Below are 22,976 nucleotides of genomic sequence, written 5' to 3' on the forward strand. Positions count from 1 at the left end.
GCCTGACTGCACACCCTGAGGATAGGCATGAAATTTCTGTGTAAGGGCATTGAACTGGCCGACGCCAGCAGCCGCGGATTCGAGATCGATGGTCAAAAGCTTTTCGCCGTGCGCCGGGCCGGCCAGGTATACGTCTATATCAATCGCTGCCCGCATCGCGGTGTCGGGCTGGAATGGACACCCGACCAGTTCCTCGACCCCAGTAACAGCCTGATCCAGTGCGCGACCCATGGCGCCCTGTTTCTGATCGAGGACGGCGAATGTGTCGCCGGCCCTTGCGCGGGGCAATCGCTGACCCAGGTCGAATGCCGCGAGGATGCTCACGGCATCTGGATCAACCCTTAAACGCCCAGTATCACTTCCAGGCGCCGATCAACCACCATCTCCTCGTGGGTCAGGCGCACACCGTAGGCCAGCACTTCCACGCCGCACGATACGGCCTCACGCAAGGCTTGAGAGTACGCTGCATCGATTTCGTCCGCCGGACGCACCGCATCGATTCCCGTGAGATTCACGCAATACAACTGCACCGCGCGAATGCCATCCCGAGCCAGATGAGCCAGCTCACGCAGGTGCTTGGCACCGCGCTGGGTCACTGCGTCGGGAAATGCCGCCACCGCATCACCTTCAAAACCGAGGGTGACGCTTTTGACTTCCACGTAAGCCGGCCCATCGGGGTACTCGAGACGAAAATCGATGCGACTCTTTTCCTGCCCGTACGCCACTTCGCGCTTGAGCCCGGTAAAGCCGTTCAGCTCGGTGATCACCCCGGCAAGCAATGCCTCCTCAATCAGCGTGTTCGCGCGACCGGTATTGACGCAAAAATGCCGCCCGTGCGGGGTTTCTCCGATTTCCCAGGTCCCGGGCAACTTGCGTTTAGGGTCATTGGAGCGGCTGAACCAGACCTGCCCGCCCTCGACCTGGCAATTGAGCATCGAGCCCGTGTTGGGGCAGTGAATGGTCAGCAACTCGCCGCCAACGGTTTCGATATCGGCGAGAAATCGCTTGTATCGACGAATCAGGCGACCTTCTTCCAGCGGAGGATAAAAGTGCATCAGCCTTGCCAGCTCTGCAGGCCACGGGTGATACGCCCTACCGCTTCCTGCAAGCGCTCCAGGTTTTGCGTGTAGGCAAACCTAACGTGATGCCCCGCCTGATAGCGCCCGAAGTCCAGCCCTGGGGTGAATGCCACGTGCTCGGTTTCGAGGAAGTGTCGGCAGAACGAGAAGGCATCGCCGCCGAACTTGCTGATATCAGCGTACAGATAGAACGCGCCCTCTGGCTCCACGGCGATACCGAAGCCTAATTCACGCAGGGCCGGCAACAGGAAGTCGCGGCGGCGACCGAATTCGGCGCGGCGCTCTTCGAGAATGCTGATGGTCGATGGCTCGAAACAGGCTAGCGCGGCGTGCTGGGCGACGCTTGGCGCACTGATGTAGAGATTCTGGGCAAGTTTCTCCAGCTCACTGACCGCCGCATCGGGCGCCACCAGCCAGCCGAGACGCCAACCGGTCATGCCGAAATATTTGGAAAAACTGTTCAGCACGAAAGCATTGTCGTCGACTTCCAGCACGCTGGCCGCATCGGTGCCGTAGGTCAGGCCGTGGTAGATCTCGTCCACGACCAGATGACCGTGGCGCTGCTTGATGGCGGTGGAAAGACCTGCCAGCTCGTCGCGAGTGAGGATGGTCCCGGTCGGGTTGGCCGGCGAGGCCACCAGCGCGCCGACGCTGTCGTGATCCCAATGGCGCTGGATCAGGTCCGGGGTCAGTTGATAACGTACGTCCGGCCCTACCGGCACTAGCTGAGCAGCACCTTCGACCAGTCTCAGGAAATGCCGGTTGCAGGGATATCCCGGGTCCGCCAGTAGCCAATGCTTGCCCGGGTCCACCAGCAAGGCACTGGCCAGCAGCAGCGCGCCGGAACCACCCGGGGTGATCAGGATGCGCCGCGGATCGATGTCCAGGCCGTAGCGCTGCTGATAAAAACCCGAAATCGCCTCACGCAGTTCAGGAATGCCCCGGGCGGCGGTGTAACGCGTCTTGCCCGACTCCAGCGCGGCCTGGCCTGCACGGATGATCGGCTCGGCGGTGGTGAAGTCCGGCTCGCCGATTTCCAGGTGAATCACATCCTTGCCCGCGGCCTGCAACTCATTGGCCCGCGCCAGCAGCGCCATGACATGAAAGGGTTCGATCGCGCGACTGCGAGCACTGTAGGACTGTGCCATTGGCCTTCCTTCAACGAAGAAAAGAATCGATTCTACCCAAGCGCAGGAACGAGCGAGAACCTAAAGCGGTCAGAGCCGTATAACCCAGGCCCGAAACGACTCAAGCGAGCGCTCAAGGTTTGACTAAAATCAATAATTGATCAGGGCTCCAGAGCCACCAGACAGCGCTTTGCCACCATCGACAGGCGCCACAGGTCGCGGCCTCGACATCCGGGAGTAGCGCGGCCTGATTTGATCTGGTAAGTTCGCCCGCTTGCAGCCGCAGGGCCGGCGGGTGTCGGTGATGGAGCAATCCTGCGCAGATGGATTACAAGAGTAGAGGCGGTCTATTTCATGTCCACCCAAGCAAAGCAACAGCCAATCAGCGGCTTTGAACCCTACGTTGAAACGAAGGGCGAGGAGTACATGGGCAAGCCCATGCGCGCTCACTTCACCAAAGTCCTGAACAAGTGGAAGCAGGACTTGATGCAGGAGGTCGACCGTACGGTTGACCACATGAAGGACGAAGCAGCCAACTTCCCGGACCCGGCAGACCGTGCCAGCCAGGAAGAAGAGTTCGCCCTCGAATTGCGAGCCCGCGATCGCGAGCGCAAGCTGATCAAGAAGATCGACAAGACCCTGCAACTGATCGAAGACGAAGAATACGGCTGGTGCGAGTCCTGCGGCGTCGAGATTGGCGTCAAGCGTCTGGAAGCCCGTCCTACAGCCGACATGTGCGTTGACTGCAAGACCCTGGCGGAAATCAAGGAAAAACAAGTCGGCAAGTAATGGCGACTTGAATGAAGAACGGAGCGTGCGAACGCTCCGTTTTTGTTTCTGATGTTTTTTTGGCTTTAAATGCATTCATGACTGCCATCCCCCACTCCTCCTACATCGGGCGCTTCGCCCCAACACCCAGCGGTCACCTGCATTTTGGTTCGCTGGTTGCCGCGCTGGCTTCTTATCTGGATGCTCGTTCGGTCGGCGGGCGCTGGCTGGTGCGCATGGAAGACCTCGATCCGCCCCGCGAAGAACCCGGTGCCCAGGCCGCGATTCTCAAGGCGCTGGAGAGTTATGGCTTCGAGTGGGATGGCGAGATGGTCCGTCAGAGTGACCGTCATGAAGCCTACGCCGAAGTCCTCAATCGCCTGTTCAATCACGGTCTGGCCTACGCTTGCACCTGCTCGCGCAAGCAACTGGAGCCATACCACGGCATCTACCCGGGGCTGTGCCGCAATGCCGGGCATGGTGTCGAAGACGCCGCGATCCGCATCCGCGTACCCGAACTGGATTACCACTTTATCGATCGGGTGCAAGGCCAGTTCCATCAGCACCTGGGGCGGGATGTCGGCGACTTCGTGATTCGTCGCCGCGACGGGCTTTACGCCTATCAATTGGCGGTGGTACTGGACGATGCCTGGCAAGGCATCACCGACATCGTGCGCGGCGCCGACCTGCTCGACTCCACGCCGCGCCAGCTTTATCTGCAGGAATTGCTCGGCCTGCGCCAACCGAGTTACCTGCACATTCCGTTGATCACCCAGCCCGATGGCAACAAGCTCGGCAAGTCTTACCGTTCGCCGCCGTTGACCGAAGATCAAGCTACGCCTTTGTTGTTGCGGGCCTTGCGCGCTTTGGGGCAAACGCCCGGTGCCGAACTGACCTGCGCCACGCCAAAAGAAGTGCTGGCCTGGGGCATCGAGCACTGGGATGCCAGCCTGATCCCGCGCACATTGAGCCTGCCCGAGGCGCAGCTACAGTGAACAGACTTGCAGTGGCGCCCCCATCCGTTACCATCGCCGCACTTTTTCGGGCACAGGCATAAAAAAGAGAGGCCGGGATGTACATCTATCGCTTGGTCCTGCTCCTGGTAGTGGGGATTTATCTGTTTTCCCCGGCCATCATGGATTGGTGGATCGACGCCACTGGCGCCTGGTATCGCCCTTATCTGCTCTGGCTGATCCTGATTGTCGTGACCTTCATCCTGCAGAGCCAAAAAGATGCCGATGAGCTTTAGCCTGACCCAGATGATCCTGATCAGCGCCGCGTACCTGGCGGTGCTGTTCGGCGTGGCCTGGATCAGTGAACGGGGCATGATCCCCCGGGCGATCATTCGTCACCCGCTCACCTACACCCTGTCGCTGGGCGTCTATGCCAGTGCCTGGGCGTTTTACGGCACTGTAGGCCTGGCTTATCAATACGGCTATGGCTTCCTGTCCAGCTATCTGGGGGTTTCCGGAGCATTCCTGCTGGCGCCGGTGTTGCTCTACCCGATTCTCAAGATCACCCGCACCTATCAGCTGTCGTCCCTGGCGGACCTGTTCGCGTTCCGCTTCCGCAGCACTTGGGCGGGTGCGCTGACCACGATTTTCATGCTGATCGGCGTCCTGCCGTTACTGGCCTTGCAGATTCAGGCGGTGGCCGACTCGATCGGCATCCTCACACGCGAGCCGGTTCAGCATCGCGTCGCCCTGAGCTTCTGCGCCCTGATTACCCTGTTCACGATTTTCTTCGGCTCCCGGCATATCGCCACCCGCGAGAAGCATGAAGGGCTGGTGTTCGCGATCGCCTTCGAATCGGTGATCAAGCTGGTCGCCCTCGGCGGCGTCGGCCTGTATGCGCTCTACGGCGTATTCGACGGCCCGCAACAGCTGGAGCTGTGGCTGCTGCAAAACCAGACCGCCCTCGCCGCCCTGCACACGCCACTGCAGGAAGGCCCGTGGCGCACACTGCTGCTGGTGTTTTTCGCCTCGGCGATCGTGATGCCGCACATGTATCACATGACCTTTACCGAGAATCTCAATCCGCGCGCGCTGGTCAGCGCCAGCTGGGGCCTGCCGTTGTTCCTGCTGTTGATGAGCCTGGCGGTGCCGCTGATTCTCTGGGCGGGGCTGAAACTGGGCGCTACCACCAACCCGGAATACTTCACCCTCGGCATCGGTATCGCCGCCAACAGCGAAGCGCTGGCGCTACTGGCCTACATCGGCGGACTGTCCGCTGCCAGTGGATTGATCATCGTCACCACCCTGGCGTTGTCGGGCATGGCGCTGAACCACCTGGTCCTGCCGCTTTACCAGCCACCGGCTGAAGGCAACATCTACCGTTGGTTGAAATGGACACGCCGGGCACTGATCGTCGCGATCATCATGGCCGGTTACGGTTTCTACCTGTTGCTGGGCGCAGAGCAGGACCTGGCTAACCTCGGCATCGTCGCGTTCGTGGCCACCCTGCAATTTCTGCCGGGCGTGCTCTCGGTCCTGTACTGGCCGACCGCCAACCGCCGCGGCTTCATCGCGGGTCTCTTGGCGGGGATCCTGGTCTGGCTGGTGACCATGTTGCTGCCGCTGGTGGGCAATCTGCAGGGTTTCTATATTCCGCTGCTGAACATGATTTACGTGCTGGACGACACCAGTTGGCACATGGCGGCAATCGCCTCGCTGGCCGCCAACGTGCTGATGTTCACCCTGATCTCGCTGTTCACCAACGCCAGCACCGAGGAAGCCAGCGCCGCCGAAGCCTGCGCCGTGGACAATGTGCGTCGCCCGCAACGCCGCGAACTGCACGCCGCCTCGCCTCAGGAGTTCGCCACTCAACTGGCAAAACCCCTGGGTGCCAAGGCTGCACAAAAAGAAGTCGAACAGGCCCTGCGTGATCTCTACCTGCCATTCGATGAACGCCGCCCGTATGCCCTGCGCCGCCTGCGTGACCGTATCGAGGCCAACCTCTCCGGCCTGATGGGGCCGAGCGTGGCCCAGGACATGGTCGAAACCTTCCTGCCCTACAAGGCCGGCGGCGAGAACTATGTCACCGAAGACATCCACTTCATTGAAAGCCGTCTTGAGGATTATCACTCGCGCCTGACCGGCCTGGCCGCCGAACTCGACGCCCTGCGCCGTTACCACCGCCAGACCTTGCAGGAACTGCCGATGGGCGTCTGCTCCTTGGCCAAGGATCAGGAAATCCTCATGTGGAACAAGGCCATGGAGGAACTGACCGGAATCGCCGCGCAGCGCGTGGTCGGTTCGCGCCTGAGCACCATTGCCGATCCATGGAGAGCGCTGCTGCAAGGCTTCATCAACGTTCCGGACGAGCACTTGCACAAGCAGCACCTGGCCCTCGACGGCCAGACCCGCTGGCTGAACCTGCACAAAGCGGCGATCGACGAACCGCTCGCCCCCGGCAACAGTGGCCTGGTACTGCTGGTGGAAGACCTCACCGAAACCCAGATGCTCGAAGACAAACTGGTGCATTCCGAGCGCCTGGCCAGCATCGGCCGCCTCGCCGCCGGTGTGGCCCATGAAATCGGCAACCCGATCACCGGTATCGCCTGTCTGGCGCAGAACCTGCGCGAAGAGCGTGAAGAGGATGGCGAACTGACAGAAATCAGCGGGCAGATCCTCGAACAGACCAAACGCGTCTCGCGCATCGTGCAATCGCTGATGAGCTTCGCCCATGCCGGCAGTCATCAGCACAGCGATGAAGCCGTTTGTCTGGCGGAAGTGGCCCAGGACGCCATTGGCCTGCTGGCCCTGAACCGACGCAATTTCGAAGTGCAGTTCTATAACCTGTGCGACCCCGAACACTGGGTCGAAGGTGACCCGCAGCGGCTCGCCCAGGTACTGATCAATCTGCTCTCAAACGCCCGTGACGCCTCGCCTGCGGGCAGTGCCGTGCGGGTCAAGAGCGAAGCCGGCGAACACACGGTCGACCTGATCGTGGAGGACGAAGGCAGCGGGATTCCAGCGAGCATCATGGACCGATTGTTCGAACCCTTCTTTACCACCAAGGACCCTGGCGAAGGCACCGGTCTGGGCCTTGCACTGGTCTATTCCATCGTTGAAGAGCATTATGGACAAATCACCATCGACAGCCCGGCTGATGTTCAGAGCCAGCGCGGCACCCGAATTCGGGTGACATTACCGCGTCATGTCGAAGCGACGTCCGCTGTGAACTGAGACCGTCGAGAGTATCGAATCAATGCCGCACATTTTGATCGTCGAAGACGAAACCATTATCCGCTCTGCCTTGCGCCGCCTCCTGGAACGCAATCAGTACCAGGTCAGCGAAGCCGGATCCGTGCAGGAAGCACAAGAACGTTTCACCATTACCACGTTCGACCTGATTGTCAGTGACCTGCGTCTGCCGGGCGCACCGGGCACCGAATTGATCAAACTCGGCCAGGGTACGCCTGTGCTGATCATGACCAGCTACGCCAGCCTGCGCTCGGCAGTTGATTCGATGAAGATGGGCGCGGTGGATTACATCGCCAAGCCTTTCGATCACGATGAAATGCTCCAGGCGGTCGCACGCATCCTGCGCGATCGCCAGACGCTGCAAGCCAGCGGCGAACCATTGGTGGCCGGCAAAGCCGCCAATGGTGCGGCCAAATCGGGCACCGACAACAGCAACGGCGAGATCGGCATCATTGGCTCCTGCCCACCGATGCAGGACCTTTACGGCAAGATCCGCAAAGTCGCTCCTACCGATTCCAACGTGCTGATCCAGGGTGAATCCGGTACCGGTAAGGAACTGGTGGCCCGCGCCCTGCACAACCTGTCCAAACGCGCCAAGGCGCCGATGATTTCGGTGAACTGCGCGGCCATTCCGGAAAGCCTGATCGAGTCCGAGCTGTTCGGCCACGAAAAAGGCGCGTTTACCGGTGCCAGCGCCGGGCGTGCCGGTCTGGTGGAGGCGGCGGACGGCGGCACCCTGTTCCTCGACGAAATCGGCGAACTGCCTCTCGAAGCCCAGGCGCGTCTGCTGCGGGTACTGCAGGAAGGCGAAATTCGCCGGGTTGGCTCGGTCCAGTCGCAGAAGGTCGATGTGCGCCTGATCGCCGCGACCCACCGTGACCTCAAGAACCTGGCGAAGATCGGCCAGTTCCGTGAAGACTTGTACTACCGCCTCCACGTGATCGCGTTGAAACTGCCGGCCCTGCGCGAGCGTGGTGCCGACGTCAACGAAATCGCCAATGCGTTCCTGGCGCGTCAGAGCGCGCGGATCAACCGCACCGATCTGAAATTCGCCCCCGACGCCGAACAAGCCATTCGCCATTACTCATGGCCGGGTAACGTTCGTGAATTGGAAAACGCTGTCGAGCGCGCGGTAATCCTGTGCGAGAGCCCGGAGATTTCCGCCGAGCTTTTGGGCATCGACATCGAACTGGGCGATCTGGAAGACGACGAGTTCATCGGCCTGGCCCCGCAACAGGGCTCCAGCAGCGCTGCCAACAGCAATCATGAGCCGACCGAGGACCTGTCACTGGAAGACTATTTCCAGCACTTCGTACTCGAGCACCAGGACCACATGACCGAAACCGAACTGGCCCGCAAGCTTGGGGTCAGCCGCAAATGCCTGTGGGAACGCCGTCAGCGCCTGGGCATTCCGCGGCGCAAGACGGGTGTAGCCAGCGAGAGCTGAACCACAGCTGTCTGATGTGCGGGTAACACGCGATTTTGTGAAAAAACTGTTACCTCAGATTTTTCACGTAACAGAAGCCGGGGTTTACGGTAACGAAACCCCGGCTTTTTTTCGCCCTCGAAAACCTGCCACACACGCCCAACCCCTTGTTTTACTGGGGTTTGCAAAAGTTGGCACGCACCCTGCTATATGTTTGGTACAAGAACAATAACAAGCAACGTACAAGACAATAAAAATAAGACGAATCGACTCACGCACAATAAAAACAAGACGGCGAGAGGCGCAGCTAACTGATTCTTTTGGAGAGGCGTTGTATTTGGGGCTTGCCCCACGACCAGGCCGAGAACAACAAAAAACTGTCTTAAGACAGAGCCTGTACTGGTTGGATCGAAAGATCACTGCAATTCAGCGACCAAAGCAATCCGTTTGCTCTTGGCTCCCGATTGGGAGGGTCATGAAGGAAAAGCTTCATGGCGTGGGCACTTAACAAAAACAAAAAGCCCGAAACCAATAACAAAAATAGAGCATGCAACTACTTCTTGGGGAGCTTCGGCTCCCCTTGTAGTTTCTGTCTTGCCGGCAAATCCGGTTCCCCGCGTCATCATTCGCGTCCATCGCGATCAAGCTCGCTCCTGCACAGGGGCAGCTCATATTTTCTGCGTCCTACACCATCCCCCGACTAAATGCTAGAATCCCCGCCCATCATGCGGTCAATTCTTCGTTTTGGCCGAACATTCCTTCAAACAGTGCATCCCATGCTGAAGAAGCTGTTCCAGTCATTCCGTCCCCCCGTGCGTCGCACGCAACACATTCGCAGCACGCCTGAAGTGCTCAACAGCGGCCAACATTCGCTGCAAAAGGCGCAATTCAGCCGTTACGCGGTGAATATCGTCGAACGCCTGCAAGGTGCCGGTTACCAGGCCTATCTGGTCGGCGGTTGCGTGCGCGACATGCTGCTGGGCATTACCCCGAAAGATTTCGACGTCGCCACCAGCGCCACTCCCGAGCAGGTCCGCGCCGAATTCCGCAATGCGCGAATCATCGGCCGTCGCTTCAAGCTGGTGCACATCCACTTTGGCCGCGAAATCATCGAAGTCGCGACCTTCCGGGCCAATCACCCGCAAAACGAAGAGGACGAAGACAGCAACCAGTCTTCTCGCAACGAGAGCGGGCGCATTCTGCGCGACAACGTCTATGGCACCCTGGAGGAAGACGCTCAACGTCGCGACTTCACCATCAACGCCCTGTATTACGATCCGGTTAGCGAGCGCATCCTGGACTACGCCAATGGCGTGCACGACATTCGCAATCACCTGATCCGCCTGATCGGCGATCCGAAACAACGCTACCAGGAAGACCCGGTGCGCATGCTGCGAGCCGTGCGTTTTGCGGCCAAGCTGAACTTCGGCATCGAAAAGCACAGCGCCCTGCCGATTCGCGAGCTGGCGCCGATGCTGCGGGAAATCCCGGCGGCGCGTCTGTTCGAAGAAGTGCTCAAGTTGTTCCTCTCGGGTTACGCCGCGGACACCTTCGAAATGCTGGTTGACCTGCAACTGTTCGATCCGCTGTTCCCGGCCAGTACCGAGGCCCTGGAGCACAACCCGACCTACACCCACACCCTGATCAGTGAAGCGCTGATCAACACTGACCTGCGCATCAAGCAGAACAAGCCGGTCACACCGGCGTTCCTGTTTGCCGCCTTGCTGTGGCCTGCCCTGCCGGCGCGCGTACTGCGCCTGCAGGATCGCGGCATGCCGCCGATTCCTGCGATGCAGGAAGCGGCGCACGAGCTGATTGCCGAACAGTGCCAGCGCATCGCGATTCCAAAACGCTTCACCATGCCGATCCGCGAGATCTGGGACATGCAGGAGCGCCTGCCACGCCGCAGCGGCAAACGTGCCGACCTGCTGCTGGACAACCCGCGCTTCCGTGCTGGCTACGACTTCCTGCTGCTGCGCGAAAGCGCGGGCGAACAGACCGATGGCCTGGGCGAATGGTGGACGGATTATCAGGACGCCAACGAAAGCGAACGCCGCGACATGATTCGCGACCTCAGCGGCAAGGATGAAGGCACCGGCGCGCCACGCAAGCGTCGCCGCAGCGGCGGCTCCAAGCGCAAACGCGCAGCGGGCGTATCGGGTAGCGGCGAGTAATCCATGGAACGCATCTACATTGGCATGGGCAGCAATTTGGCTGAACCTGCCGAACAGCTGCGCAGCGCCGTTACCGCGCTGGCGCAGCTGCCGCAAACGCAATTGGTGGGGGTTTCGGCCTTCTATCAAAGCGACTCGCTGCTGCCCGGCCAACCGCGTTACACCAACGCGGTCGCCGCCCTCGACAGCAGCCTCGCGCCGCTGGAGCTGCTCGATGCGCTGCAAGCCATCGAGAACGGACAGGGCCGCGAGCGTCTCGAGCGCTGGGGCCCGCGTACTCTGGACCTGGACATCCTGCTGTTCGGTGATCGCCTGATCGACGAGCCGCGGCTCAAGGTCCCGCACTATCACATGCAGGAACGCGCCTTCGTTCTGTATCCCCTGGCTGAACTGGCACCTGCTGATCTGCGCCTGGCCGATGGCCGCACCCTCGCGGACCTGCTCGCTGCCTGCCCGTTCGTCGGCCTGGAACGCTTGCCCCAAGCCTGATCAAAACCCCTTGTAGGAGCGAGCTTGCTCGCGATGGCGGCGTATCAGTCAACAATGTTGCTGTATGTCACTCCGCTATCGCGAGCAAGCTCGCTCCTACAGTGGCTTGCGCCATTTCCTACAGAATCTGCTGAATCGCATCAGTCCCCTTCGGTAACACCCCCGACGTAACAATGCGGTAACACACGCAATTGACTTCCCGGGTTCTCCTCACGACTATAGGCGTCCCGCTGCCGTCAACACGGCACTAAAAGGGCGCAATCCAGGCCTTATAAGCACGACAAAAGACCGTGCGCCTGAGTAGATGACGAATCACGCGCGTTACTCGCAGTAGTTTCCAGAGCGCCTGAACGAGGATTTTTTGACATGCCAGCCATCACCCTGACCACGCTCCAGAGCCTCAAGCAGAAAGGTGAAAAGATCACCATGCTGACCTGCTATGACGCGACCTTCGCCCACGCCTGCAACCAGGCTGGCGTCGAAGTGCTGCTGGTGGGCGACTCCCTCGGCATGGTTCTGCAAGGCCACGACAGCACCCTGCCGGTCACCACCGCCGAAATGGCGTACCACGTAGCAGCGGTCAAGCGCGGTAACACCGATGCGCTGATCCTCGCCGACCTGCCCTTCATGGCCTACGCCACCACTGAACAAGCCATGACCAACAGCGCCCTGTTGATGCAGGCCGGTGCGCACATGATCAAGGTCGAAGGTGCGTTGTGGCTGGCCGATTCGATTCGCCTGCTGGCCGAGCGCGGTGTCCCGGTGTGCGCGCACCTGGGTCTGACGCCGCAAGCGGTGAACATCCTCGGCGGCTACAAGGTCCAGGGCCGTAACGAAAACCAGGCCCGCCAGATGCGCGCCGACGCGATTTCCCTGGAACAGGCCGGCGCTGCGATGCTGCTGCTCGAGTGCGTGCCAAGCGAACTGGCCGAAGAAATCACCCAGGCGGTGAGCATTCCGGTGATCGGCATCGGTGCCGGCCATCGCACCGATGGCCAGGTACTGGTTCTGCACGACATGCTGGGCCTGTCCATTACCGGCCGCGTGCCCAAATTCGTGAAGAACTTCATGGCTGGCCAGGAAAGCATCCACGGCGCCCTGAGCGCCTACGTCACTGAAGTCAAAGCAGCGACCTTCCCAGGCATCGAACACGGATTCTCTGCATGAACACCGTAAAGACCGTACGCGAATTGCGGGCCGCCGTTGCCCGCGCCCGTAGCGAAGGCAAGCGCATCGGCTTCGTGCCGACCATGGGCAACCTGCACAGCGGGCACGTCGCGCTGATCACCAAGGCGACCCAGCGGGTCGATTTCGTGGTCGCGAGCATTTTCGTCAACCCGCTGCAGTTCGGCGCCGGCGAAGACCTCGACAAATACCCGCGCACCCTCGCCGCGGACCAGGAGAAGCTGCTCGAAGCCGGTTGCGACCTGCTGTTCGCGCCAACGGTCGAAGAAATGTACCCCGACGGCATGACCGGCCAGACCCGCGTCAGCGTCCCGCAATTGTCCGAAGGCCTGTGCGGTGCCAGCCGTCCGGGGCACTTCGAAGGCGTGGCGACCGTGGTCAGCAAGCTGTTCAACATGGTCCAGCCGGACCTGGCGATTTTCGGCCAGAAAGACTTCCAGCAACTGGCGGTCATCCGCGCCCTGGTGCATGACCTGAACATGCCGATCCAGATCATCGGCGAGCCGACCGTTCGCGCCGCCGACGGCCTGGCGCTGTCGTCGCGCAACGGCTTCCTCAGCGAAGAGCAGCGCGCCACCGCGCCTGTGGTCTATCGCACCCTGAGCCAGATTGCCGAGGCGATCAAACAGGGCGATCGGGATTTCCCGGCGCTGATCACCGCGCAGATCAAACAGCTCGAAGCGGCTGGCCTGCGTCCCGACTACCTGGAAATCCGTCACGCCCTGACGTTGCGTCCGGCAACGGCAGAAGATCGCGACTTGGTGATCCTGGTGGCGGCATTCCTCGGCACCACGCGGTTGATCGACAACCTGCACCTGAACCTCGATACCCCCGCCTGAACAAAAGTACCTGTGGAAGCGGGCTTGCTCGCGAATACGGAGTGTCATTCAACCTCACCGTTGATTGACTTACCGCATTCGCGAGCAAGCCCGCTCCCACAAGTAATCTCCTGCCGTTGAAGTCCAGATGGCCTGATCCGAGCCTGCCTTGGCCGTTTGTCGGACCGTTTCTAACCTGGATGTTAAAAAAGTACCGGAAACGGGTCAGACAAAGTCAAGACAGATCACTTCGCGGGGTTTACTGTAGTCGCCCTGCGCCATGAAATCGTGTCGACGCAGGCGACCGGGACGCCCACCCACAGCGCTCCGGGATTTTTCGTGTTCAAAAGGCCGTTCAAGTAATAAGGAAACCCGCAGCGATGGCGTACTACCGCACTCCTCATGACGTTACCGCTCTGCCCGCCTGGCAGGCGTTGAATGACCACCGCCAAGCCATGCAGGATTTCAGCATGCGCGAGGCCTTCAATGCCGATCCGCAGCGTTTCACTCAATTCACTCTCAGCAGCTGCGGCCTGTTTCTCGACTATTCGAAGAACCTGATCAATGCCCAGACCCGCGATCTGCTGGTAGGTCTGGCCAACGAAGTCGACCTCAAGGGTGCGATCAAATCGCTGTTCGACGGCGAGATCGTCAACGCCTCCGAAGGTCGCCCTGCCCTGCACACCGCGCTGCGCCGTCCGGTCGGCGACAAGCTGTCGGTCAACGGCGTCAACGTGATGCCGGAAGTGCACAAGGTACTGAACCAGATGACCGACCTGGTGGGCCGCATCCACGACGGTCTGTGGCGCGGTTACACCGAGAAGCCGATCACCGACGTGGTGAACATCGGCATCGGTGGCTCGTTCCTCGGCCCTGAGCTCGTGTCCGAAGCCCTGCTGGCCTACGCCCATAAAGGCGTGCGCTGCCACTATCTGGCGAACATCGACGGCAGCGAATTCCACGAGCTGGCCATGAAATTGCGCGCCGAGACCACGCTGTTCATCGTCTCGTCGAAATCCTTCAACACCCTCGAAACCTTGAAGAACGCCCAAGCCGCCCGTGCCTGGTACCTGGCCCAGGGTGGTTCGGAAGTCGAGCTGCACCGTCACTTCATCGCGGTCTCGAGCAACAACGCCGCGGCCGTTGCGTTCGGTATCCGTGAAGAGAATATTTTCCCGATGTGGGATTGGGTCGGCGGGCGTTACTCGCTGTGGTCGGCCATCGGCCTGCCAATCGCCCTGGCCATCGGCATGTCGAACTTCAAGGAACTGCTGTCCGGTGCCTATACCATGGACCAGCACTTCCAGAGCGCCCCGTTCGAACAGAACATGCCGGTGCTGCTGGCGCTGCTCGGCGTCTGGTACGGCAACTTCTGGGGCGCGCAAAGCCACGCGATCCTGCCGTACGACCACTACCTGCGTAACATCACCAAGCACCTGCAGCAGCTGGACATGGAATCCAACGGCAAGAGCGTGCGTCAGGACGGCAAGCCGGTTTCCACCGACACAGGACCCGTGATCTGGGGCGGCGTGGGCTGCAACGGTCAGCACGCCTATCACCAGTTGCTGCACCAGGGCACCCAAATGATCCCGGCCGACTTCATCGTGCCGATCGTCAGCTTCAACCCGGTAGCCGACCACCACCAGTGGCTGTACGCCAACTGCCTGTCGCAGAGCCAGGCGCTGATGCTGGGCAAGACCCTGGCCGAAGCCGAGACCGAACTGCGCGACAAGGGAATGGCCGAAGCCGATGTGCAGAAACTCGCACCGCACAAGGTGATTCCGGGCAACCGTCCGAGCAACACTCTGGTGGTCGAGCGCATCAGCCCGCGCCGTCTGGGCGCGCTCGTCGCCATGTACGAACACAAGGTCTTCGTGCAAAGCGTGATCTGGGGCATCAACGCCTTCGATCAGTGGGGCGTGGAACTGGGCAAGGAATTGGGCAAGGGCGTGTACAACCGCCTCGTCGGCAGCGAGGAAACCGAAGCTGAAGACCCGTCCACTCAGGGGCTGATCAATTACTTCCGCGGGCGTCATCGCGGGTAATCCCCCAACCCCGTAGGAGCGAAGCTTGCTCGCGAATCAGACGATGCGGTGTATCAGGTACACCGCGTCATCGTTCTTCGCGAGCAAGCTTCGCTCCTACGAGGGTCGCACGGCTCCCCTCTTGAACCAGCCGGGCACTCGGCGCATCTTTATTACCTGTTGACCACAACAAGAATAAGGAACCGTCATGTTCGATATCAGCACGTTCCCCAAAGCCGATGCCGTCCGCCGGGCTGCACAATTGAGTCAAGACGACTACCACCGCCTGTACCGCGAATCCATCGAACACCCCAGCCAGTTCTGGTCCGAACAGGCCACCCGATTCCTCGACTGGATCGCCCCCTGGGACACTGTCCAGCGCTATGACCTGAAAACCGGTGACGCCAGCTGGTTTGCCGGGGCCAAGTTGAATGTCAGCTACAACTGCATCGACCGGCACCTGGAAACACGCGGCGATCAGGTCGCCATTGTCTGGGAAGGCGACGATCCCGCCGACTCCTCCCAAATCACCTACAAACAACTGCATCAGAACGTCTGCCGCCTGGCCAACGTGCTCAAAAGCCGTGGCGTGAAGAAAGGCGATCGGGTGTGCATCTACATGCCGATGATTCCCGAAGCGGCCTACGCCATGCTCGCCTGCTCGCGTATCGGTGCGGTGCATTCGGTGGTATTCGGTGGTTTCTCCCCTGACTCCCTGCGCGACCGCATTCTCGATGCCGATTGCCGCACCGTGATCACCGCCGATGAAGGCGTGCGCGGCGGCAAATCCGTCCCGCTCAAGCAAAACGTCGACAAGGCCCTGCAAAGTTGCCCGAACGTCAGCACCGTGGTCGTGGTCGAGCGCACCAAAAATCAGGTGAACTGGGTCGAAGGCCGGGACATCTGGTATCACCAGGCCCTGCGCGAGGTGAGCGACGACTGCCCGCCCGAACCGATGGACGCCGAAGATCCACTATTCATCCTCTACACCTCCGGCAGCACCGGCAAACCCAAGGGCGTGCTGCACACCACTGCCGGATATCTGCTGCAAGCGGCAATGACCTTCAAGTACTGGCTGGACTACCGCGACGGTGAAGTCTTCTGGTGCACCGCCGACGTCGGCTGGGTCACCGGCCACAGCTACATCGTCTACGGCCCGCTGGCCAACGGCGCCACGACGCTAATTTTCGAAGGCGTACCGAGCTATCCCAGCGTCTCGCGCTTCTGGCAGGTCATCGACAAGCACAAGGTGAATATTTTCTACACTGCCCCCACCGCCCTGCGCGCCCTGATGCGTGAAGGCCCGGAGCCGCTGAAGGGCACCTCCCGCGCCAGCGTCAGACTGCTCGGCACCGTGGGTGAGCCGATCAACCCGGAAGCCTGGGAATGGTATTTCCACACGGTCGGCGAAGAGCGTTGCCCAATCGTAGATACCTGGTGGCAGACCGAAACTGGCGGCATCATGCTCAGCCCGCTGGTCAGCGCCCAGCGGATCAAACCCGGCTGCGCCACAAAACCCATGTTCGGCGTGCAACCGGTGCTGCTCGACGAACAAGGCAAGGAAATCAAAGGCGCCGGCAGCGGCGTGCTGGCGATCAAATCCAGCTGGCCGGCACAGATCCGCACGGTCTACGGCGATCCGAAACGGATGGTCGACACCTATTTCAAACCCTATCCCGGCTATTACTTCACCGGCGACGGCGCACGTCGCGATGAAGACGGTGACTACTGGATCACCGGGCGTATCGACGACGTGATCAACGTCTCCGGGCACCGTATCGGCACCGCCGAAGTGGAAAGCGCCCTGGTGCTGCACGACAGCGTGGCCGAAGCGGCGGTGGTTGGTTACCCCCACGACGTCAAAGGCCAGGGCATCTATGCCTTCGTCACGCCCATGAACAGTGTCGAATTCGGCGACGATCTGAAGAAAGAACTGCTCTCGCTGGTCAGCAAGGAAATCGGCAGCTTCGCCAAACCGGACCTGATCCAGTGGGCGCCGGCCTTGCCGAAAACCCGTTCCGGCAAGATCATGCGCCGCATCCTGCGCAAGATCGCCTGCAACGAGCTGGACAGCCTGGGCGATACTTCGACCCTGGCCGACCCGAGCGTGGTGCAGGGCCTGATCGACAAGCGCCTGAATCAGTAAATCACTGAACCAGAAAAGCATGCGCGGCCTTCACCGGCCGCGTCCTCTTTGCACTACCGAGTCGCCATGGAATTCATCCGCAGCCGCATCGAAACCCAAATCATGAGTCTGACCGGCCTGTCCCTGGGCAAGCTGGATCTGGAAAATCCCAAGGGCGATCCCGGCCTCTTCGGGCCTGATTCGATCAGTTGGCAGGTGCATGGCGATTTCAGCAGCATGCTCATCGGTGGCATCAGTGCTTTGATGCTGCAGGCACTGCACCCGCTGGCCCTGGCGGGCGTGTGGGACCACTCGAATTTTCGCGAGGACATGCTCGGCCGGTTGCGGCGCACCGGGCAGTTCATTTCCGGGACCACCTTCGGTTCGAGCCGGGACGCCGACTGGCTGATCGAGAAAGTGCGCACCATTCACCTGCAGATCACCGGCACCGCGCCCGATGGCCGGCCTTACGCCGCCAGCGATCCCGAGCTATTGACCTGGGTGCATGTGGCCGAGGTCAGCAACTTTCTGGCCGCGCATCTGCGGTATCGCAATCCGCATTTATCGCCTGCCGATCAGGATCGCTATTACGCAGAGATCGCGTTGGTCGCTGAACGCTTGGGGGCTCGAGACGTTCCACGCTCGCGGCAGGAAATTACCGAGTACCTGGAACGCATCCGGCCACAATTGCTGTGTGACGAGCGCAGTCGCGAAGTGCTGCGGCTGTTGCTGAATGCTCCTTCGCCGAGTCGCCTGGCCAAGCCTTTTGGCGGGCTGATGATGCAGGCCGGGATTGATCTGTTGCCGGATTGGGCCAGCGATTTGCTCGGCGTCAGCCAGAGCCCGCTGCAGCGCAAACTGATCCGCGCCAGCGTCAACCGCAGTGCGCCGATGTTGCGCTGGGCGGTGCGCAATGGCTCGGTGCAGCGGGCGAAGCGGCGGATGGGACTTTTGACCTGACTGCCCTCCTGTGGGAGCGGGCTTGCCCGCGATGGGGGGAGGTCAGGCAACAACGATGTTGGGTGTGTCGGCCTCTTCGCGGGCAAGCCCGCTCCCACAGGGGGCTGTTCCCGCGCCAAGCTGCTAAACTCCCGCGCCAAATTCCCACCTGCAAGGCGCCCAGCATGTCTTCCTTGAATCAGGCGCTGCGCGCCGCCCTTGAACGTCGCCAGGACCTGTTGGCTGAACTGCACAGCCAGGGTACCGATTGCTATCGGCTGTTCCACGGTAGCCAGGAAGGCGCCGGCGGTCTGACCATCGACCGCTACGGTCCGCAATTGATGGTGCAGAGCTTCCACCAGACGCTGGAGCGCGACGCGCTGCTGCAACTGCACGAGATCATCAATCAGCACCTGGGCATCGACAGCCTGCTGGTCTATAACGACCGCTCCCGGGGCAACTCGCGCATCGACCGCGAAGACAGCGTCTACCGTGCCGAGGAGGCCGCCCTGCAAGACCTCGTCGGTCACGAATGGGGCCTCAATTACCGGGTGCGCGGGCGTCATGCCGGACAGGACCCGCTGCTGTTCCTCGACCTGCGCAACGCTCGCGGCTGGGTCAAGGCTCACAGCCAAAACAAAAGCGTACTCAACCTGTTCGCCTACACCTGTGGCGTCGGCCTCAGCGCCGCGGCCGGTGGCGCTCGCGAGGTGTGCAATCTGGATTTCGCCGAAGGCAACCTGGCGGTCGGTCGTGAAAACGGTGAGCTCAACCCGCAACTACCAACAATGGAATTCATCCAGTCCGACTATTTCCCGGCCATCCGCCAACTGGCCGGCCTGCCGATCAGCCAGCGTCGCGGACAAAAACTGCCGAGCTATCCACGCCTGGAACAACGCCAATATGACCTCGTGCTGCTCGACCCGCCGGCCTGGGCCAAGAGCGCGTTCGGCACCGTCGACCTGTTGCGCGACTACCAGAGCCTGCTGAAACCGGCACTGCTGGCCACCGCCGACAACGGCGTGCTGATCTGCTGCAACAACCTGGCGAAAGTCAGCATGGACGATTGGCGTGAACAGGTTTTGCGTTGCGCCGAGAAAGCCGGGCGGCCGGTGCGCGAGTGGACCGAGATGAAACCGGCGGATGACTTCCCATCGATGGATCAGCAACCACCGTTGAAAACCCTGATCCTGCAGCTCTGATTTGCGTCAGACAAATCTGAAAATTCGTTGACGGGGCTTTCACTTCGGAACCAGAAACGCGTGCCATACTCCAAGGCACTCCGATTCAGACAGATGAAGCCACGCATGTACAAAGGATTGATTCGCGCCGTCGGCGCCTTGTTGACTGCTCTGGCCCTCTACAGCCTGCTGGGCTTTCTGATTTTGCCGGGCGTCGCCCTGCGTATCGCCAATCAGCAATTGGCCAACTACGCCACGACGCCTGCGTCCTTGCAGCGAATCGAACTCAACCCGTTCAGCCTTGAAGTGACCCTTTGGGGCCTGAACATCGGCGAGCCGGGCAAGGAACAGATAGGCTTCGAACGCCTGTACGCGGATCTGAGCCTGGACAGTCTCTGGACCAAAGCCGTGCATCTGTCGGCTATCGAACTGGACAAATCCAAGACCGAGGTCGTATTTGGCAAGGACGGCAAACTCAATCTGCTCGGCCTGTTCAAACTGCCACCCAGTGATCCCACCCCGGCCGATCCTGACGCCAAGCCTTTTCCACTGCGCATAGACAGCATCAAGCTGGCGGGTGGCGGCGTACATTTTCTGGATGAACGCCCCAGCGAGCCCATCGAATTCATCTACGACAAACTCGATTTTGAACTGAAAAATCTCAGCACCCTGCCCGAAGACAGCGCCGACATGACCCTGGTGGCCGTCGGCCCCAATGGCGGGCAGATCGACTGGACCGGCAATTTCAGCCTCATTCCCCTGGCCTCCGAAGGCAAGTTGAAGCTCACCGACGGCAAGATGAAGGCTTTCTGGCCCTATGTGCGCGATGCAGTACCGCTGGTGCTCGAAGAGGGTATCGTCAGCCTGAGCACCGACTACAAGCTCAACCTGTCCAAGGAAACCGAACTGCTGCTGAGCAATGTCTCGGCCACCATCGCGCCCTTCGCCATCAAGGCCCCTGACGGTCGGCCGCTGGTGAAACTGGAGCGTCTGGAAGTCAGTGAAACCACGGTCGACCTGGCGAAACAGCAAGTCGTCGTCGGCAAGATCCGCAGCAACAAACTGGAAACCTGGGCAGCCCTGGAAGCCGATGGCCAACTCGACTGGCAGAAACTGTTCGCCAGCCAGCCGTCCAAGCCCGCCGCCAAAGTCAAAGCTGATGAGGAGCCGGCCAGCGCTCCGGCGGCGGCAGACTCACCAAAACCCGCAGCGCAACCTTCCAAGCCCTGGCAGGTGCTGCTCAACGATGTGCAACTGCGCAATTACCAGGTGCATCTTGCTGACCGCAAAGCCCAACCGGCCGTGGCCCTGGAACTGGGCCCGCTGAATCTCGACCTGCAGAAGTTCGACAGCCTCAACGGCTCGCCCTTCCAGCTCAAGCTCGATACCGGCGTGGGCAAACAGGGCAAGCTCAGCGCCGAAGGCGAGGTCAACCTGGCGCCAGTGACTGCCAGACTCAATGTGAAGACCAGCGACATCGATCTGCGTGTCGCGCAGTCCTACATAAGCCCGTTCATTCGCCTGGAGCTGCGCAGCGGCATGCTGGGCAGCGATCTGGCGGTGAATCTGAAAAGCACCGAGCCGCTGGCCCTGAGCGTTACCGGCCGCGCACAGATCGATCAGTTGCACACCCTCGACACCCTGAAGACCCGCGATTTCCTCAAATGGCAGCAGGTGGTGGTCGATGGCCTGAACTATCAGCATGGCGACAGCCTGTCGATCGACAAGATCAACCTGCTGCAGCCCTATGTACGGTTCATGATCAACGATGACCGCACCACCAACATCGACGACCTGCTGATTCCGCAACCGGCGGATTCCGGCACCAAGTCCGCTGCCGCCAAGCCTGCGAGCAAGGAAAAACCGCTGGGTATCCATATCGGCGGCATAGCCATCAATGACGGTTCGGCCAACTTCGCCGACTTCAGCCTGACGCCGAATTTCGCCACCGCCGTGCAGGAACTCAACGGCCAGATCGGCACCATCGACAGTCGTCAGGCCAAGCCGGCCAGCGTCGACGTCAAGGGCAAGGTCGATCGCTATGCACCGGTGACCATCAAGGGCGCGGTCAACCCGTTCGACCCGATGGCCAGCCTCGACATCGCCACCAGCTTCAAGCGAGTGGAACTGACCACGCTGACGCCCTACTCCGGCAAGTTCGCCGGTTATCGCATCCGCAAGGGCCGGCTCAATCTGGACCTGCACTACAAGATCACCAAGGGCCAGCTCCAGGCCGAGAACAAAGTGGTGGTCGAGCAGCTGCAGCTGGGTGAGAAGGTCGACAGTCCCGATGCCGTCAGCCTGCCGCTGAAACTGGCGATTGCCTTGCTCAAGGACGTCGACGGCAAGATTTCCATCGAGCTGCCGGTGTCCGGCGACTTGAACAATCCGCAGTTCAGCGTCATGCCGATCGTCTGGCAGACCCTGCGTAACCTGATCGTCAAGGCGGCCGCTGCGCCGTTCAAACTCATCGGCGGCCTGGTGGCTGGTGGCGGTTCGGAAGACCTGGGCACCGTGGCGTTCGCACCGGGCTCCAGCGACCTGAGCAAGGACTCCGAAGCGGCGCTGGTCAAACTGTCCAATGCCCTGAAAGAGCGCCCTGCCCTGCGCCTGGAAATCGAAGGTACCGCCGCCAAGAGCAGCGATGGTCCGCTGATTGCCGAGCAGCGTCTGGAGCGTGAGTATCAATACAACTACTACAAAATACTCCAGCGTCGCGGCGACAAGGTCCCGGCCCAAGCGTCCATGCTACAAGTGCCGGAGAGCGAAAAAGGCCCGCTGCTGGAAGGGATCTACCGCACGCGTCTGAAAACCCAGCCACCGGCCGAATGGACGGATCTGGGCAAGGAAGAACGCACGGCGAAGATGCGCGAAGGCGTGATCCAGTTCTGGAGTTCCAGCGAAGTGCTGTTGCGCCAGCTGGGCCAGGACCGCGCCAGCAGCATCAAGGATTACCTGGTGGACAAGGGCCAACTGGCTGACGATCGCGTGTACTTCATCGACGCGCAACTGGGTGAGGCGGAGAAAGACGGCAAGGTCATCACCCCCATGCATCTGGATGCCGAATGATGGGCCGGCAATTGTTGTTCGCGCTGGTGTTGGCGACATCTGCCAGCCCGGCGTTCGCGGCGGATACATTGCGCTGTGGCAGCCAACTGATCAGCGTCGGTGATCGTGCGGGGGAGGTGCTGCAGAAATGCGGCGAGCCGGTCAGTCGCGATATGTTGGGTTACAAACGCAGTGCGAATCGGCGGGAAGAGTTTCCGGTCGAGGAATGGACCTACGGACCGAAAAGCGGGATGTATCAGTTCCTGCGGTTCGAGGGTAATCGGCTGACCCAGATCACCAGCAAACGCGGCAACTGAGCCTCACAAAAAACCAAAATGTGGGAGCGGGCTTGCTCGCGAATGCGGTGTGTCAGTCGACTGTGCATTGA

18 protein-coding genes are annotated in these 22,976 nt (G+C 60.8%); 16 read left to right on the forward strand and 2 right to left on the reverse strand.

The features are described 5' to 3' along the window. The first annotated feature begins 27 nt into the window (after positions 1-27). Positions 28-345, forward strand: a complete 318-nt coding sequence (locus tag ACW9JE_RS09925; protein WP_224534214.1) for a Rieske (2Fe-2S) protein — start codon at positions 28-30, stop codon at positions 343-345. Here the strand turns inward: ACW9JE_RS09925 and sfsA are convergent. Both sfsA and ACW9JE_RS09935 read right to left on the reverse strand, forming a co-directional pair. Beyond that, entirely contained in the window at positions 342-1,055 is a 714-nt protein-coding gene (gene sfsA / locus ACW9JE_RS09930) for a DNA/RNA nuclease SfsA (RefSeq protein WP_224534212.1), read from the reverse strand. The genes ACW9JE_RS09925 and sfsA overlap by 4 nt on opposite strands. Continuing rightward, on the reverse strand, positions 1,055-2,227 hold the full coding sequence (locus tag ACW9JE_RS09935; protein WP_224534209.1) for a pyridoxal phosphate-dependent aminotransferase: 1,173 nt from the start codon (positions 2,225-2,227) through the stop codon (positions 1,055-1,057). Before ACW9JE_RS09935 ends, sfsA begins: the two co-directional genes overlap by 1 nt. 333 nt (positions 2,228-2,560) lie before the next feature. Between ACW9JE_RS09935 and dksA the strand changes: the two genes are divergently transcribed. The 15 genes from dksA to ACW9JE_RS10010 all read left to right on the forward strand — a co-directional run bounded on the left by dksA (position 2,561) and on the right by ACW9JE_RS10010 (position 22,905). Beyond that, positions 2,561-2,995 carry an RNA polymerase-binding protein DksA gene (gene dksA, locus ACW9JE_RS09940; protein WP_224534208.1) on the forward strand — a complete coding sequence of 145 codons (435 nt, stop codon included), beginning with the start codon at positions 2,561-2,563 and terminating at the stop codon, positions 2,993-2,995. Positions 2,996-3,072: 77 nt separating this feature from the next. Beyond that, positions 3,073-3,969, forward strand: coding sequence for a tRNA glutamyl-Q(34) synthetase GluQRS (gene gluQRS / locus ACW9JE_RS09945; RefSeq protein WP_224534207.1), 897 nt, complete (start codon positions 3,073-3,075; stop codon positions 3,967-3,969). Positions 3,970-4,046: 77 nt separating this feature from the next. After that, entirely contained in the window at positions 4,047-4,223 is a 177-nt protein-coding gene (locus ACW9JE_RS09950; protein ID WP_003176118.1) for a hypothetical protein, read from the forward strand. Next, positions 4,207-7,161 (forward strand): sensor histidine kinase, encoded by a 2,955-nt coding sequence (locus tag ACW9JE_RS09955; RefSeq protein ID WP_224534206.1) that lies wholly within the window; start codon positions 4,207-4,209, stop codon positions 7,159-7,161. The genes ACW9JE_RS09950 and ACW9JE_RS09955 overlap by 17 nt, the downstream gene beginning before the upstream one ends. A gap of 22 nt (positions 7,162-7,183) precedes the next feature. Next, entirely contained in the window at positions 7,184-8,626 is a 1,443-nt protein-coding gene (locus tag ACW9JE_RS09960) for a sigma-54-dependent transcriptional regulator (RefSeq protein WP_224534205.1), read from the forward strand. A 755-nt stretch (positions 8,627-9,381) separates the two neighbouring features. Next, a complete protein-coding gene (locus ACW9JE_RS09965) occupies positions 9,382-10,779 on the forward strand; it encodes a polynucleotide adenylyltransferase PcnB (protein ID WP_457432643.1) in 1,398 nt (465 codons plus the stop codon). Positions 10,780-10,782: 3 nt separating this feature from the next. Beyond that, positions 10,783-11,268 carry a 2-amino-4-hydroxy-6-hydroxymethyldihydropteridine diphosphokinase gene (folK, locus tag ACW9JE_RS09970; RefSeq protein WP_457432644.1) on the forward strand — a complete coding sequence of 162 codons (486 nt, stop codon included), beginning with the start codon at positions 10,783-10,785 and terminating at the stop codon, positions 11,266-11,268. Between the two features lie 366 nt (positions 11,269-11,634). Then, positions 11,635-12,435, forward strand: a complete 801-nt coding sequence (gene panB / locus ACW9JE_RS09975; protein WP_175378797.1) for a 3-methyl-2-oxobutanoate hydroxymethyltransferase — start codon at positions 11,635-11,637, stop codon at positions 12,433-12,435. Next, on the forward strand, positions 12,432-13,292 hold the full coding sequence (gene panC, locus ACW9JE_RS09980; RefSeq protein ID WP_457432645.1) for a pantoate--beta-alanine ligase: 861 nt from the start codon (positions 12,432-12,434) through the stop codon (positions 13,290-13,292). Before panB ends, panC begins: the two co-directional genes overlap by 4 nt. A 359-nt stretch (positions 13,293-13,651) precedes the next feature. Continuing rightward, positions 13,652-15,316 carry a glucose-6-phosphate isomerase gene (gene pgi / locus ACW9JE_RS09985; protein WP_224534200.1) on the forward strand — a complete coding sequence of 555 codons (1,665 nt, stop codon included), beginning with the start codon at positions 13,652-13,654 and terminating at the stop codon, positions 15,314-15,316. Positions 15,317-15,503: 187 nt separating this feature from the next. After that, positions 15,504-17,441: an acetate--CoA ligase gene (gene acs / locus ACW9JE_RS09990; RefSeq protein WP_224534199.1), complete on the forward strand. Its 1,938-nt coding sequence runs from the start codon at positions 15,504-15,506 to the stop codon at positions 17,439-17,441. Positions 17,442-17,507: 66 nt separating this feature from the next. Next, complete coding sequence (locus ACW9JE_RS09995; protein ID WP_224534198.1) at positions 17,508-18,380, forward strand: oxygenase MpaB family protein; 873 nt, start codon at positions 17,508-17,510, stop codon at positions 18,378-18,380. Positions 18,381-18,544: 164 nt separating this feature from the next. After that, a complete protein-coding gene (locus tag ACW9JE_RS10000; RefSeq protein ID WP_224534197.1) occupies positions 18,545-19,561 on the forward strand; it encodes a class I SAM-dependent rRNA methyltransferase in 1,017 nt (338 codons plus the stop codon). Positions 19,562-19,654: 93 nt separating this feature from the next. Then, a complete protein-coding gene (locus ACW9JE_RS10005; protein ID WP_457432646.1) occupies positions 19,655-22,609 on the forward strand; it encodes a DUF748 domain-containing protein in 2,955 nt (984 codons plus the stop codon). Then, positions 22,609-22,905 (forward strand): DUF2845 domain-containing protein, encoded by a 297-nt coding sequence (locus ACW9JE_RS10010; protein ID WP_457432647.1) that lies wholly within the window; start codon positions 22,609-22,611, stop codon positions 22,903-22,905. The genes ACW9JE_RS10005 and ACW9JE_RS10010 overlap by 1 nt, the downstream gene beginning before the upstream one ends. Positions 22,906-22,976: the final 71 nt, after the last annotated feature.

The sequence above is a fragment of the Pseudomonas sp. SDO55104_S430 genome (genome assembly GCF_054070595.1).

Bases quoted from the DNA above. Each gene is read 5' to 3' on its own strand.
- ACW9JE_RS09925 (WP_224534214.1), top strand. From the start codon at position 28: ATGAAATTTCTGTGTAAGGGCATTGAACTGGCCGACGCCAGCAGCCGC.
- sfsA (WP_224534212.1), bottom strand. From the start codon at position 1,055: ATGCACTTTTATCCTCCGCTGGAAGAAGGTCGCCTGATTCGTCGATAC.
- ACW9JE_RS09935 (WP_224534209.1), bottom strand. From the start codon at position 2,227: ATGGCACAGTCCTACAGTGCTCGCAGTCGCGCGATCGAACCCTTTCAT.
- dksA (WP_224534208.1), top strand. From the start codon at position 2,561: ATGTCCACCCAAGCAAAGCAACAGCCAATCAGCGGCTTTGAACCCTAC.
- gluQRS (WP_224534207.1), top strand. From the start codon at position 3,073: ATGACTGCCATCCCCCACTCCTCCTACATCGGGCGCTTCGCCCCAACA.
- ACW9JE_RS09950 (WP_003176118.1), top strand. From the start codon at position 4,047: ATGTACATCTATCGCTTGGTCCTGCTCCTGGTAGTGGGGATTTATCTG.
- ACW9JE_RS09955 (WP_224534206.1), top strand. From the start codon at position 4,207: ATGCCGATGAGCTTTAGCCTGACCCAGATGATCCTGATCAGCGCCGCG.
- ACW9JE_RS09960 (WP_224534205.1), top strand. From the start codon at position 7,184: ATGCCGCACATTTTGATCGTCGAAGACGAAACCATTATCCGCTCTGCC.
- ACW9JE_RS09965 (WP_457432643.1), top strand. From the start codon at position 9,382: ATGCTGAAGAAGCTGTTCCAGTCATTCCGTCCCCCCGTGCGTCGCACG.
- folK (WP_457432644.1), top strand. From the start codon at position 10,783: ATGGAACGCATCTACATTGGCATGGGCAGCAATTTGGCTGAACCTGCC.
- panB (WP_175378797.1), top strand. From the start codon at position 11,635: ATGCCAGCCATCACCCTGACCACGCTCCAGAGCCTCAAGCAGAAAGGT.
- panC (WP_457432645.1), top strand. From the start codon at position 12,432: ATGAACACCGTAAAGACCGTACGCGAATTGCGGGCCGCCGTTGCCCGC.
- pgi (WP_224534200.1), top strand. From the start codon at position 13,652: ATGGCGTACTACCGCACTCCTCATGACGTTACCGCTCTGCCCGCCTGG.
- acs (WP_224534199.1), top strand. From the start codon at position 15,504: ATGTTCGATATCAGCACGTTCCCCAAAGCCGATGCCGTCCGCCGGGCT.
- ACW9JE_RS09995 (WP_224534198.1), top strand. From the start codon at position 17,508: ATGGAATTCATCCGCAGCCGCATCGAAACCCAAATCATGAGTCTGACC.
- ACW9JE_RS10000 (WP_224534197.1), top strand. From the start codon at position 18,545: ATGTCTTCCTTGAATCAGGCGCTGCGCGCCGCCCTTGAACGTCGCCAG.
- ACW9JE_RS10005 (WP_457432646.1), top strand. From the start codon at position 19,655: ATGAAGCCACGCATGTACAAAGGATTGATTCGCGCCGTCGGCGCCTTG.
- ACW9JE_RS10010 (WP_457432647.1), top strand. From the start codon at position 22,609: ATGGGCCGGCAATTGTTGTTCGCGCTGGTGTTGGCGACATCTGCCAGC.